Below are 14,003 nucleotides of genomic sequence, written 5' to 3' on the forward strand. Positions count from 1 at the left end.
ATGCCTGCTCGCCCTGATATCACCTCCGTCCTGGTCATCGGATCGGGCCCCATCGTCATCGGGCAGGCCTGCGAGTTCGACTACTCCGGAACCCAGGCCTGCCGCGTCCTGCGCAGCGAGGGCATCCGCGTCATCCTGGTCAACTCCAACCCGGCCACGATCATGACCGACCCGGACGTCGCCGACGCCACCTACATCGAGCCGATCACCCCCGAGGTGCTGACTGCCATCATCGCCAAGGAGCGGCCCGACGCCCTCCTGCCCACACTGGGCGGGCAGACGGCCCTCAACGCCGCCATGAGCCTGGTCGAGCGCGGCGTGCTCGAGGAGTACGGCGTAGAGCTCATCGGCGCGTCCGCCGCGGCCATCAACGCCGGGGAGGACCGCGACGAGTTCAAGGACGTCGTCGAGCGCTGCGGCGCCGAGGTCGCCCGCAGCGTCATCGCCCACACCATGGACGAGTGCCGCGCCGGGGTCGACGCCCTGGGCGGCTACCCCGTCGTCGTGCGCCCCTCCTTCACCATGGGCGGCCTGGGCAGCGGCGTCGCCTTCAACGACGCCGACCTACGTCGCATCGCCGGCGCCGGGCTGGCAGCCTCGCGCACCACCGAGGTCCTCCTGGAGGAGTCGATCCTGGGGTGGAAGGAGTACGAGCTCGAGCTCATGCGCGACACCGCTGACAACGTGGTGGTCGTCTGCTCCATCGAGAACGTCGACCCCGTGGGCGTGCACACCGGTGACTCGATCACGGTGGCCCCGGCCCTGACGCTGACCGACCGTGAGCTCCAGCGGCTGCGGGACATCGGCATCGCCGTCATCCGCGAGGTCGGGGTCGACACCGGCGGCTGCAACATCCAGTTCGCCGTCGACCCGGCCACCGGGCGGATCATCGTCATCGAGATGAACCCCCGCGTCTCGCGGTCCTCCGCGCTGGCCTCCAAGGCCACCGGCTTCCCGATCGCCAAGATCGCCGCCCGTCTCGCCGTGGGCTACACGCTTGACGAGATCCCCAACGACATCACCTCCTCCACGCCTGCCTCCTTCGAGCCGACCCTGGACTACGTCGTCGTCAAGGTCCCGCGCTTCGCCTTCGAGAAGTTCCGGGGAGCCGATCCCCGGCTCACCACCACCATGAAGTCAGTGGGGGAGGCCATGGCCATCGGCCGGTCCTACACCGAGGCCCTCCAGAAGGCCATGCGATCGCTGGACAAGAAGGGCACCGTCTTCCACTGGGACGGGCCAGTGCCCACCGCGCAGCAGACCGCTGAGCTGCTGGAGTCCATCGCCACTCCCAGTGAGCACCGGCTGGTCGACCTCCAGCAGGCCGTGCGCGGCGGCGCCACGATCGAGCAGCTTCACGAAGCCACTCGCATCGATCCCTGGTTCCTCGACCAGATGCTGCTCCTGCAGGAGGTGGCCCAGGAGGTCAAAACCGCTAAGGCTCTCACCCCCGAGATCCTGGCGCTGGCCAAGCGTCATGGCTTCTCCGACGTCCAGCTCGCCGCCTTGCGGGGCATCAGCGAGGACACGGTGCGCGAGGTCCGCCACGCCTTCGGCCTGCGGCCCGTCTACAAGACCGTAGACACCTGCGCCGCCGAGTTCGCCTCGCGCACCCCCTACCTCTACTCCAGCTACGACCTGGAGACCGAGGTGGCGCCCCGTGAGCGTGAGGCCGTCATCATCCTGGGCTCGGGCCCCAACCGCATCGGCCAGGGCATCGAGTTCGACTACTCCTGCGTCCACGCCGCCATGGCCCTGTCCGAGCGCTACGAGACCATCATGGTCAACTGCAACCCCGAGACCGTCTCCACCGACTACGACGTCTCCGACCGGCTCTACTTCGAGCCCCTGACCTTCGAGGACGTCATCGAGATCTACGAGGCCGAGCTGGCGGCCGGCCCGGTGGCCGGTGTCATCGTCCAGCTCGGCGGGCAGACCCCGCTGTCCCTGGCCGCCAGGTTGGCCGAGGCCGGGGTCCCGATCCTGGGGACGAGCCCCGAGGCCATCGACGCCGCCGAGGACCGGGAGGCCTTCGGCGTCGTCCTCGCCCGCGCCGGGCTGCCTGCGCCCGCGCACGGCACGGCCCTGAGCGACGAGCAGGCCCGCTCGGTGGCCGAACGTATCGGCTACCCGGTCCTGGTGCGCCCGAGCTACGTGCTCGGCGGGCGCGGTATGGAGATCGTCTACGACGCCCAGGGACTCGACGACTACCTCCAGCGCGCGGGCCGCGAGCCCGGGGGCGTCTACGGGACCGGGCCGCTGCTCATCGACCGCTTCCTCGATGACGCCATCGAGATCGACGTCGACGCCCTCTACGACGGAACCGAGCTGTTCCTCGGCGGGGTCATGGAGCACATCGAGGAGGCGGGGATCCACTCCGGCGACTCGGCCTGCGTCATGCCCCCGATGACGCTGTCCGACACGGAGATCGCCCGCATCCGGCGCTCCACCGAGGCGATTGCCGCCGGTGTGGGGGTGCGTGGGCTGCTCAACATCCAGTTCGCCCTGGTCTCCGACGTCCTCTACGTCATCGAGGCCAATCCGAGGGCCTCGCGCACGGTCCCCTTCGTCTCGAAGGCCTCCGGCGTGCAGCTCGCCAAGGCGGCGGCCCTCATCATGACGGGGGAGACGATCTCCTCGTTGCGTCGCTCCGGCCACCTCCCGGAGTCCGACGCCGGCGTCACCGACCCGGACGACCCGATCGCCGTCAAGGAGGCGGTCCTGCCCTTCAAACGGTTCCGCACCACCGAGGGACACGTCGTCGACACGATCCTGGGGCCGGAGATGCGCTCCACCGGTGAGGTCATGGGCTACGACGTCGACTTCCCCCGGGCCTTCGCCAAGTCCCAGGCCGGTGCCTACGGGGGCCTGCCGACAGAGGGCACGTTGTTCGTCTCCGTGGCCGACCGGGACAAGCGCGCCATCATCCTGCCGGTGGCCCGGCTCGCCGAGCTCGGCTTCACGGTCCTGGCCACCACCGGGACTGCCCAGGTGCTGCGTCGCAACGGGATCGACGCCATGGCGGTGCGCAAGATCAGCCAGGGCGTCGGTCTCCACGGCGAGCAGACGATCGCCGGACTTATCGAGTCCGGTGCCATCGACATGGTCGTCAACACCCCCAAGGGTCAGGGCGCCCGCGCTGACGGGTACTCCATCCGGGCAGCCACCACCAGTGCCGACCGGCCCATCATCACCACCGTCCAGCAGCTCCAGGCGGCGGTGCAGGCCCTCGAGGCCCAGCTGCGCGGTCCTTTCCAGGTCCGCAGCCTCCAGGAGCACATCGCCGCCCGCCGGTCCCGGCAGGATGCCGTGTCCGACCCTCGTACCGTTGCCGACAAGGAGACTCGATGAGCCCCGCCGCATCTCACCAGCCCGGTCAGCCCCGGAGCCCTTTCGGAGCCCGCCTGGCTGATGCCATGGATGACCGGGGGCCCCTGTGCGTCGGGATCGACCCTCACCCGAGCCTGCTTGAGCAGTGGGGTCTGAGCGACTCGGCCGCCGGGCTGCGGGACTTCGCCCTGCGAACCGTCGACGCGGTCGGCGGGCGCGTGGCCGCCGTCAAGCCGCAGTCCGCCTTCTTCGAGCGCCACGGCAGTGCCGGCATCGCTGTCCTTGAGGAGACCCTGGCGGCCCTGCGCGACGTGGGCACCCTGTCCGTCCTCGACGTCAAACGGGGCGACATCGGCTCCACGATGGCCGGTTACGCCCAGGCCTACCTGTCCGACGGCGCGCCCCTGGCCGCCGACTCCATCACGGTCTCTCCCTACCTGGGCTACGGCTCCCTGGCCCCGGCACTGGACCTGGCGCAGGCCCGAGGACGTGGCGTCTTCGTCCTGGCCCTGACCTCCAACCCCGAGGGAGCCGCCGTCCAGCACGCCGTCAACGGCGAGCAGGCCGTGGCCGCCGGCGTCGTCGAGGGCGTGACCGCGTCCAACGCGACGGCGAGCGGCGAGGGCAGACTCGGCAGCATCGGACTGGTCCTCGGCGCTACCGTCGGAGAGGCCGTCTCCCGACTGGGAATCGACCTGCTGCGCGCCAACGGCCCGCTGCTGGCACCAGGCGTCGGTGCGCAAGGCGCGGGTCCCGCCGAGCTGGAGTCCGTCTTCGGACCGGCTCGCCGTCATGTCCTGGCCTCCACCTCACGTGGGGTTCTCAAGGCGGGCCCCTCCATCGAGGCACTGCGGACCGCGGCGCTCACAGCGACGCACGAGGCGGCGACGGCGCTTCGCTGAGGTTGTCCCGACGCAGATCCGCCACCGCCCGAGCGTGTGTTCGGGAACACGAAGTCGGTGTCGGAATACCGGCCCCTGCGAATGCGAGTGCACCCAACCCGACTTATACTTGTGGTGCGGGTCACTGGAGTTGGACCGGGGGAGGAGACCACCATGACGCTTCCTACACTGACACCTGAGCAACGGGCTCAGGCACTGGAGAAGGCCGCCGCTGCACGCTCGCAGCGCGCTCGAATCAAGTCCGAGCTCAAGAGCGGAGAGCTCAAGCTCTCCGAGTTCTTCGTCGCCTCAGACACCGACGAGGTCCTGGGCAAGATGAAGGTCAGGGCACTGCTCGTCTCCCTCCCACGCGTAGGGACCACCACGGCCGACGCCATTCTCTCCGACGTGCACATCGCCGAGTCCCGGCGGGTGCGCGGCCTGGGGGCGAACCAGCGGGCGGCACTGGTAGAGCGTTTCGGCTGAGACCTCCGACAAGACACCTGATGAGACAACCGGGTCGTGCCTGCGGCGCCCGGTCGGTCATGATGTGACCATGACCGACGCCGTTGCCACCAACTCATCCGCCCCTGCCCTTGCTCGCCTCACCGTTTTGGCGGGCCCCACGGCGGTGGGCAAGGGCACCGTCGTCACCGAGCTGCGCAGACGTCACCCCGACCTCTTCGTCTCGATCTCCGCCACCACCCGCAAGCCCCGCCCTGGCGAGGTCGACGGCGTGCACTACTACTTCGTCACCGCCGAGGAGTTCGACTCGCTCGTGGCGACCGGCCAGATGCTGGAGTGGGCACTGGTCCACGGGGTACACCGTTACGGCACCCCCCGCGGACCTGTGCAGGACCAGCTCGACGCCGGACGTCCCGCGCTCCTGGAGATCGACCTGGCCGGCGCTCGTCAGGTCCGCCAGGCCATGCCGCAGGCGCGGCTCGTCTTCCTCGCGCCGCCGAGCTGGGACGAGCTCGTCCGCAGGCTCGCGGGTCGCGGCACGGAGGACTCCCAGGAGCAGCAGCGGCGCCTGGTCACAGCGCGCACCGAGATGGATGCGGCGGACGAGTTCGATCACGTCGTCATCAACGACACCGTGGCGAGTGCCACCACTGAGCTCGAGAGACTCATGGGACTCGGCAGTTAGAATATCGTGGCTCTGAACTATCGAGATTGAACCGGAGGCATGCACATGCTCGGAACCTCTCCCCAGCCCGAGGGCATCACCAACCCGCCGATCGATGACCTTCTGGAGAAGGTCGACTCCAAGTACGGGCTCGTGGTGGAGGCCGCCAAGCGCGCCCGCCAGATCAACACCTACACCCAGCAGCTCGAGGACAACCAGTTCGAGTTCTTCGGGCCGCTGGTCGACTCCGAGGTCGGTGAGAAGTCACTCGGCATCGCCCTGCGCGAGATCGCCGAGGACAAGCTGGAGGTCATCCCCGGGGACGTCGCCCGCGCTCGCCGCGCCGAGGCCGAGGAGGCCCGCCGTGCCGCCGAGGCCGACATGTTCAGCGACATCTCTCTGGACGCTCCTGTCTCCCTTGAGGAGGGGGAGACGCCCACCAGTCTCGACGATATCCAGTTCTGAGCCACGCTCGTATGGACGAGCTGCACACCGCTGCGAGTGAACGCGCCGCGACCGCCCACCCGGGGCCGCGGCGCGTCGTCGTCGGCGTGGCCGGGTCCATCGCCGCATACAAGGCCCCCTTCATCATCCGTCTGCTGCGTCAGGCCGGCCATGAGGTCAAGGTGGTGGCCACAGAGTCGGCGCTGCGTTTCATCGGCGCCCCGGCTCTGGCGGCCGTCAGCGGCCAGACCGTGTCCACTGGTGTCTTCGACGATCCGGCCGCGGTCGAGCACGTGGCCGTGGCCGAGTGGGCGGACCTCGTCCTGGTGGCTCCGGCGTCGGCGGACCTGCTGGCGCGGGTACGCGCAGGACGGGCGGACGACATGCTCACCGCAACGATCCTGACCAGTCAGGCGCCCGTCATCCTGGCACCGGCCATGCACACCCAGATGTGGCTCAATCCCGCCACCCGGGATAACGTCTCCGTGCTGCGTGAGCGAGGACTGAGGGTCATCGAGCCGGACTCCGGCCGCCTGACCGGCAAGGACTCCGGGCTGGGTCGTCTGCCCGAGCCCGAGCAGATCGTCTCCCGTGCCCTGGCCGTCCTGCAGCAGGTGCGCGGGAAGGAGGGCAAGGAGGGCGCCGCCGTCGAGCAAGGCGAGGGCGGCAGTCTCCTCAAGGGACGGCACGTCGTCGTCTCCGCAGGCGGCACGCGTGAGCCGATCGACCCGGTGCGCTACCTCGGTAACCGGTCCTCCGGACGTCAGGGACTCGCGCTGGCGGTCGCCGCCGTCGAGCAGGGTGCCCGCGTCACGCTGGTGCAGGCGCACGTCGCCTCGGAGCTGCTCGACGCCCTGCCCCCGGAGGTCACCGTCGTCACCGCAGGCACCGCCCACGACATGCTCCACGCGGTGCGCGAGGCCGCCCGTGATGCCGACGCCGTCATCATGGCCGCGGCGGTCGCCGACTACCGGCCTGTCAACGTCGCGGCCACCAAGATCAAGAAGCAGGTGCCGACCGCGTCGGACCGCGTGAGCGGCCCGACGATGTCCATTGAGCTCACCACCAACCCGGACATCCTGGCCGGCCTGGTGAGCGATCCACCTCGGGCGGCCCAGGTCGTCGTCGGTTTCGCCGCCGAGACCGGGGACGACGACGGCGACGCGCTCTTCCACGGCCGGGCCAAGGCCCGCCGCAAGGGGGCTCACCTCCTGGCGGTCAACGCGGTGGGGGAGGACCTCGGCTTCGGCGACGTTCCCAACGCCGTCGTGGTCCTTGACGCCCAGGGCTCGGAAGTGGCTCGCGGGCAGGGCAGCAAGACGGAGGTGGCCCGCCTTCTCATCTCCCTGACTGCAGAACTGGTCAACGGTTCCTGAAAGGTCGCGGTGCACTTTCGTGGGTAACGCCACCATGGATCGCTGCCGGTGGTGACTACGATGGGCGGGTGAGTTCCTCCTTGCGTCTGTTCACCTCCGAGTCGGTTACCGAAGGGCATCCGGACAAGGTCTGCGACCGCGTCTCCGACGCGATCCTTGACGCCATTCTTGAGCAGGACCCCACCGCACGTGTCGCGGTCGAGACGATGGTGACGACCGGCCTGGTGCATGTGGCCGGCGAGGTGACCACCGAGCGGGCCTACGTCGAGATCCCCGAGATCGTTCGCCAGGAGATCTCGTCCATCGGCTACACCTCCTCGGAGGTCTGCTTCGACGCCCGCTCCTGCGGGGTCTCGGTGTCGATCGGCCAGCAGTCCCCTGACATAGCCGCCGGGGTCGACAAGTCTCTCGAGGCCCGCCAGGACGCGGGAGACATCGACCCCCTCGATCTGCAGGGCGCCGGCGACCAGGGACTCATGTTCGGCTACGCCTGTGATGACACCGCGGCCCTCATGCCGCTGCCCATCCACCTGGCGCACCGTCTGGCGGAGCGTCTGGCACTGGTACGCAAGCAGGGGATCGTCCCGGGCCTGCGCCCCGACGGTAAGACCCAGGTGACCATAGGCTACGAGGGACAGCGCCCTGTGAGCCTGGAGAACCTGGTCATCTCCACCCAGCACGACGACGACCGCACCCGCGCCTGGCTCACCGACGCCCTCCAGGCCGAGGTCATCGCGCCGGTGCTGGCGGCTGAGGCCGAGGCCGGCACCGAGCTCGCCACCGCCGGCGCCGAGATCCTCATCAATCCCTCGGGTCAGTTCGTGATCGGCGGCCCGGCCGGAGACGCCGGGCTGACGGGGCGCAAGATCATCGTGGACACCTATGGCGGCATGGCGCGCCACGGCGGAGGCGCCTTCTCCGGCAAGGATCCCTCGAAGGTCGACCGCTCCGCCAGCTACGCCATGCGCTGGGTCGCCAAGAACGTCGTGGCCGCGGGACTGGCGAAGCGCTGCGAGATCCAGGTGGCCTACGCCATCGGCTCGGCCCATCCGGTGGGCGTCTATGTGGAGACCTTCGGGACGGCGACCGTTCCCGAGGAGCGCATCATGGCCGCCGTCAACGAGGTCTTCGACCTGCGCCCGGCGGCGATCGTGCGGGACCTCGATCTGCTGCGCCCCATCTACCGCGCTACGAGTGCCTACGGGCACTTCGGACGTCCCGGCTTCACCTGGGAGGCCACCGACCGCGCCGAGGCGCTGCGCCAAGTCGCCTGAGACTCGTCACCATCGGCGGAACCGTTCCAGAAACTGTATGGCATCCGGGTACGACGACGCTCCCACCCTCGATGAGCCGGGGGACCTGGCACGTCGAAAAGGGCCGAGTCGGCAGGGCGAGCTGCTGGACCTGCCCGAGCCCGGTGAGCGCACGGTGACGGTGCCCGGCGTCACCGACCCGGTTGCCAGGGTTCTTCTGGACTCCCCGGTGCCGCATCTGGACCGCACCTTCGACTACTCCATCCCCGCGGCGATGACGCAGGAGGCCCTGCCCGGGACCCGGGTGGTGGTCCGCTTCGGTGAGCAGGAGATGCGGGGCTGGATCTGGCAGCGGGCAACCACGACGAGGCACATCGGCCGTCTCTCCCCGCTGCGCCGTGTGGTCTCCGACCTTCCGGTGCTTCCGGAGAGCACGCGCCGACTCGTCGAGGCCGTCGCCGCCCGTAGCGCTGGAACCCGTTCCGACGTCGTCCGGCTTGCTCTGCCTGCCAGGCACGCCGCCATCGAGACGGCCGAACGTGACAGGGCCGCGCGTGATCTACCCGCCTGGGAGAGGCCTCCCACCGGGTGCGGCTGGCAGCACTACGACGGGGGCGAGGAGCTCCTCAGGCGGCTGGCCGATGGTGAGGCGCCTCGGGTGGCCTGGTGCGCTCTGCCTGCGCAAGACCGGCCGACTGAGACCGCCTCGGCGGCGTCCGGCGGGGGAAACCCGGATACCGTGACCAGGCCGTGGCAGGTGTGCCTCGCTCGTGCGGTACAGGCGTGCCTGGCGAGCTCCCGAGGCGCGGTCATCGTCGTGGCGACCACCGCGCAGGCCGAGGCCCTGGCTGCTCGGCTCCGGCAGGAGCTGGGGGAGGAGCCGGTGGTGGTGCTCTCGGCCGAGCACGGCCCGGCACGGCGCTACCGGGCGTTTCTGACCCTGCTGCTGGGGCGCGCGCGGGTCGTGGTGGGGACCAGGGCGGCGGCCTTCGCCCCAGTGCGCCGGCTGGGCCTGGCGGTTATCTGGGACGATGGGGACAACCGACTGGCCGAACCGCACGCGCCTTACGTTCATACACGCACGGTGCTGGCTCTGCGCTCAACCCTTGAGGGCGCCGGCCTGCTCATCGGCGGGTTCAGCCGCTCCGTGGAGGCCCAGTCACTAGTCGAACAGGGCTGGTGCCGGGACCTGACGGCGCCTCGGCACGTGGTGCGCAGCGCGGTGCCTCGCACCGAGGCGCCAGGTCCGGCCGAGCTGGACCGTGAGGGTGCTTCCGGGGCGGCTCGGGTCCCGTCGCTGGCGCACCGGGCGCTGCGCCGCGCTCTGGAGGACGGTCCGGTTCTCATCCAGGTCCCTCGCGCCGGCTACGCGCCGTTGGTGGCCTGTGCCCGGTGCCGCACCGCAGCCCACTGTCCTGTCTGCGGTGGCCCGGTGGCGATGGATCACCAGGGGCGCACCGCCTGCCGATGGTGTGCTCGGACACTGGGGCAGTGGAGCTGCCACGAGTGCGGTGGGCACGCGCTGAGAATGGTGACGGTCGGATCAGCGCGCACCGGGGAAGAGCTGGGGCGGGCCTTTCCCGGTACCCCGGTGGTGGTCTCAGGTGCGCGGGAGGCCCACGGCGTGGTGGACGAGGTGGACGGTTCACCGCGCCTTGTCGTGGCCACGCCCGGGGCCGAACCGGTGGCCGAGGGCGGCTACCGGGCAATACTGCTGCTCGACGGCGGCGCCCTGTCCTCGCGTCCCGACCTGGGTGCTGCCGGTGAGGCGCTACGACAGTGGACGAACGCGGTAGTACTGGCGGCGCCGTCGGCCCGCGTCATCCTTCTGGGGGGCCCGGATCCGGTGGCGGCACAGGCGCTGGTGAGGTGGGACCAGGCGGGCTTCGCCCGCAGGGACCTCATGGAGCGGGCCGAGCTGCATCTACCGCCGGCGTGGCGAGTGGCTCGCCTGGACGGACCGGTGCGAGGCGTGGAGACCGTGCTGGCTCAGGCCGAGGCCGATGGCTTTGAGATCCTGGGGCCGGTGGCACCACCGCCGGTCAACGGTCAGGTGGCCCCGGGCATGGTGAGGGCACTGGTTCGCGCCCCTCGCTCTCACGGCAAGGAGCTGTCCGAGATGCTCGCTGTGAGACTGCGTGACCGTTCGGCCCGCCGGGAGGAGCAGGTTCGGGTCGAGATGGACCCCACCCGTTTGTGGTGAGGTGATCGGCGAGCCCATCAAGCCGGTGAGCTCACTGGGCGCTGCCGCTCGACTCCGCTGTCACGGGCACTGTCGCTTTCATCGAGGTGGAGGGCACCGAACCGCCGGGAACCTGGAAGGACGGCATGCCGTGCGCCAGGGTGATGAGGTCTGTCAGCAGCCCCGCCGCGGTCGACTTGACGTTCCATCCTTCACTGAGCGCGGTGACGGCCGCACCGTCGACGACGGCGATCACCATCTCCGGCTCAAGCGGGCTGTCGAGCTGACGCAGCACCCTGCGCAAGGCTGCGTTGAGACGTTGGCGGCCCAGGCGGTAGGCCTGCTTGACCGGGGCCGCCTGGCTGGCGGAGATGAGCTGGAGATAGTGCCCGAAGTAGCTGCCATGGGCCGGAAGGGTCGCCTGCAGGATGAAGCGGACACGTTGGGGCAGGTCCGGAACTCCTTTGAAGGCCTCCACCCGGTCGGCCACCCGCTCGGCACGGGTAGCCCACAACCCGATGTTGACCAGACCGGCCTGGTGGAGAAGATCCTCCAACCCGTCGAAGTAGTAGGTCGTCGCAGACAGGGAGCATCCCGCACGCTTGGCGACGCTGCGGTGGCTGACCGCTGAGGGGCCAGACTCGCGGATGATGGCCGCTGCTGCGTCGATAATGGCCTGGCGCCGGTCCTCACCTCGTGGTGTGACCCGAGATTCAGTTCGAGAACGTGCATGTGCAGCAGCGTCGTTGCTTACCGCGTCTGCATCTGTACCATCCATGCTCATCATCCTACGACGGTTGGACGGCCTTGTCCGTAACAAGACGGTGATAATGACCTCTCGTAAGAGGCAAACTATATTCGACTCGTTGACAGCTGCTCTTGATGGGTCTGCTCAGGCTGGTGGCTGAGTCTGTTCCTCGGTCAGCTCAGACCCGTGAATCGTACGTGACTGGAAGATCGCCACCATCGCGATCAACGCGATCACAGTGAGATAAACCGCAGGAGCCAAGGTAGAGCCAGTCACCTTAATGAGCCAGGTCACTATGAACGGTGTGGTACCCCCAAGGAGTGCATTTGCCCCATTGAAGGACAATGCAAACCCTGAGTATCGCACGTTGGTTGGGAACGATTCCGCCAGAAAGGTTGCCAGCGTTCCATCGTTGGCTGTGAGAGCGATCGCGAAAACAACTTGACACACGATCACAACCAGAAGCATTCCATGGGCCCTGGTCATCACCAGGAACAACGGTATCGTCAGCACAATAAATGCAACACAGGCTGCGATGAGCATCCGGCGACGCCCGAAAGAATCGGACAGGTGTCCCATAAGGAAAATCGATGCAATATAAACCACAAGCATCACCGATGTGGCCAGCGTGGCAGTGTCCTGAGAGAAACCAAGTTCCTCGTGAACATAGGTCGGCATATAGGTCAACAGCATGTAGAAGGCAACGGCATTGAGGCAAGAAACACCAAAGGTAATGAGTGTCTCATGCAGGTGATCCCGCAAAAGAAGGCGTAATGGTTCCGACCAACTTGACGACTTCGGCTCCTGGGGCAGCTCGGCACGCATCTCCTGGTAAGCGGGCGAGTCCTCCAGATGCACCCGGATGTAACGGCCAACCAGCCCTAGCGGGCCAGCCAGAAGGAAGGGAATGCGCCACCCCCAGGTGTTCATGGCACTGTCACTCAGTACCGTGAACATCCCCGTCACCATAAGAGAGCCAGCAAGCAAACCGCAGGCGGTGGATGCGGGAACCAGGGACGTATAGATGCCTCGACGCGAGGGGGGTGCGTACTCAGCCAGGAAGGTTCCGGCGCCAGCATATTCACCCGATGCAGAGAACCCCTGGATCATGCGCAGCAGAAGCAAGCCGATTGCGCCTACCACTCCAATGGCCGAATATGTGGGAAGAAGCCCGATGAAGAAGGTCGATCCTGACATGATGAGAATCGACCACGATAAGGCCCAGCGACGTCCCCACCGATCACCCCAGGCTCCCCACACGACGGCCCCGATCGGTCGCAGGATGAAGGACATCGCGAATACGGCGTACGTCGACAGCAGCTGGACAGACTTGTCCGACTCAGGGAAGAAAGCGAAGCCGATGACGGTGGCCAGATAACCGTACGAGGCGTAATCGAACCACTCGATGAAGTTTCCGATGAAGCTTGCTTTTGCTGCGCGCCTCAGTGCGAGACTTCTCTCAGGGTCCAGGTGATGGTCGGTCGTGCTTCCTAGGTGGACGGTATTCATAGCCTACGGCTCCGGCTCGGTCGATGTCAACGATGTTATATGGACTCGTGATAATGCGTGGATGATCGGCTGGTTCCTGTCTGCCTGCGACTCGGCTGCGCCCGCATGCGCAGGCAGACAGGAATGTATGAGGCTCAGGACCGGGAGGTGCGGGACCTCCGGGTGACGGCATCCAGGACGATGGGTGCCAGCCCGCCTCCGACAATGAGCAGCCCCCCGACCATTCCTACGGGAGTGAGTTGCTCTCCCCATACAAGGAGACCACACAGAATGGCAACCGGGCACTCCCAGTAGGAGATTGTCGAGTACTCCACGGCAGGGAGGTTGCGTCCCGCCACAACCAGGAACCCCAGGGCGAAGAGGCCGCAGATCAGGAAGAGGGCCACCGCCCACATCCAGTTGGTGGAGGTGAAGGACGAAACGCCATGCCATGGGCGCAGGATGATTGACATCACCAGAGTAGCAGAGGCCGCCCAGAAAAAGTTCCAAACGCCGCGTACAACTGAGTCAACATCCTTGCGGTAACCATAGAAGAACATTGCCAGCCCGTAGAAGACACCTGACAGCAGACCAAGAAGGTCTCCCAGGCTCTTGTTCGGGAACTCGGGGGACGAGGCTGACAGGTCCAGACCGAAGGTCAGACTTCCATTCTTGACGTCGATGATGCCGATGGTCAGCAGCATGCCAACGAACACAAGAGACAGGAAGATCCCCGAAAGCACGCTGATCTTCTCCTTACGGAAGATGCGTGCGAGCAGTGCACAGAACAGGGGGCCAGTGTAGATGAGGAAGACGGCGTTGGCGATCGACGTCATCAGTGTCGAGGAGATGTAGCAGCCCAGGGACAGGCCGATACTGATCCCTCCCAGGATCACGGTGGTGCTCAGGCGGGTGCGCCGGAACAATCCGGTCTTTCCGGTGAGGACGAGAATGAGGATGAAGCCGAGCAGCCCAACGGTCATACGCCCGAAGGCCAGGAACGATCCGATGACGGCCTTGTCGGCATCAGCGAGACCAGCGGTCGTGCCACGGCTGATGGTACCGACGAGCCCCATCCCGGTGGCGGATAGAAGCATGGCAACAGCGCCGAGCTTCTTGTTCATCACGTAGTCTGTGACAGAGGATTCAGTGGACGAAGTCTGTGACATGGC

The 14,003-nt window shown here is 67.4% G+C and carries 11 protein-coding genes; 8 read left to right on the top strand and 3 right to left on the bottom strand.

The features are described from left to right. The 8 genes from carB (at position 1) to EL340_RS03755 (ending at position 10,616) form a co-directional block, all read left to right on the top strand. Complete coding sequence (carB, locus tag EL340_RS03720) at positions 1-3,351, top strand: carbamoyl-phosphate synthase large subunit (protein ID WP_126413501.1); 3,351 nt, start codon at positions 1-3, stop codon at positions 3,349-3,351. Then, on the top strand, positions 3,348-4,232 hold the full coding sequence (gene pyrF, locus EL340_RS03725; RefSeq protein ID WP_126413502.1) for an orotidine-5'-phosphate decarboxylase: 885 nt from the start codon (positions 3,348-3,350) through the stop codon (positions 4,230-4,232). The genes carB and pyrF overlap by 4 nt, the downstream gene beginning before the upstream one ends. Positions 4,233-4,385: 153 nt before the next feature. Then, complete coding sequence (mihF, locus tag EL340_RS03730) at positions 4,386-4,697, top strand: integration host factor, actinobacterial type (protein WP_126413503.1); 312 nt, start codon at positions 4,386-4,388, stop codon at positions 4,695-4,697. A 70-nt stretch (positions 4,698-4,767) separates the two neighbouring features. After that, positions 4,768-5,361 (top strand): guanylate kinase, encoded by a 594-nt coding sequence (gmk, locus tag EL340_RS03735; RefSeq protein ID WP_126413504.1) that lies wholly within the window; start codon positions 4,768-4,770, stop codon positions 5,359-5,361. 45 nt (positions 5,362-5,406) lie between these two features. Continuing rightward, positions 5,407-5,805, top strand: a complete 399-nt coding sequence (gene rpoZ / locus EL340_RS03740) for a DNA-directed RNA polymerase subunit omega (RefSeq protein ID WP_003782157.1) — start codon at positions 5,407-5,409, stop codon at positions 5,803-5,805. Between the two features lie 11 nt (positions 5,806-5,816). Continuing rightward, on the top strand, positions 5,817-7,160 hold the full coding sequence (coaBC, locus tag EL340_RS03745) for a bifunctional phosphopantothenoylcysteine decarboxylase/phosphopantothenate--cysteine ligase CoaBC (protein WP_126413505.1): 1,344 nt from the start codon (positions 5,817-5,819) through the stop codon (positions 7,158-7,160). A 68-nt stretch (positions 7,161-7,228) separates the two neighbouring features. Beyond that, positions 7,229-8,434, top strand: coding sequence for a methionine adenosyltransferase (gene metK / locus EL340_RS03750; RefSeq protein WP_126413506.1), 1,206 nt, complete (start codon positions 7,229-7,231; stop codon positions 8,432-8,434). Positions 8,435-8,471: 37 nt separating this feature from the next. Next, positions 8,472-10,616: a primosomal protein N' gene (locus EL340_RS03755; protein ID WP_126413507.1), complete on the top strand. Its 2,145-nt coding sequence runs from the start codon at positions 8,472-8,474 to the stop codon at positions 10,614-10,616. Between the two features lie 31 nt (positions 10,617-10,647). Here EL340_RS03755 and EL340_RS03760 read toward each other — a convergent pair whose 3' ends face one another. The 3 genes from EL340_RS03760 to EL340_RS03770 form a co-directional block, all read right to left on the bottom strand. Continuing rightward, on the bottom strand, positions 10,648-11,373 hold the full coding sequence (locus EL340_RS03760; protein WP_232023204.1) for a TetR/AcrR family transcriptional regulator: 726 nt from the start codon (positions 11,371-11,373) through the stop codon (positions 10,648-10,650). Between the two features lie 114 nt (positions 11,374-11,487). After that, complete coding sequence (locus tag EL340_RS03765; RefSeq protein WP_126413508.1) at positions 11,488-12,852, bottom strand: MFS transporter; 1,365 nt, start codon at positions 12,850-12,852, stop codon at positions 11,488-11,490. A 134-nt stretch (positions 12,853-12,986) separates the two neighbouring features. Further along, positions 12,987-14,000: a DMT family transporter gene (locus tag EL340_RS03770; protein WP_126413509.1), complete on the bottom strand. Its 1,014-nt coding sequence runs from the start codon at positions 13,998-14,000 to the stop codon at positions 12,987-12,989. Positions 14,001-14,003: the final 3 nt, after the last annotated feature.

This window comes from Actinomyces viscosus, assembly GCF_900637975.1.
Lineage (GTDB): Bacteria > Actinomycetota > Actinomycetes > Actinomycetales > Actinomycetaceae > Actinomyces > Actinomyces viscosus.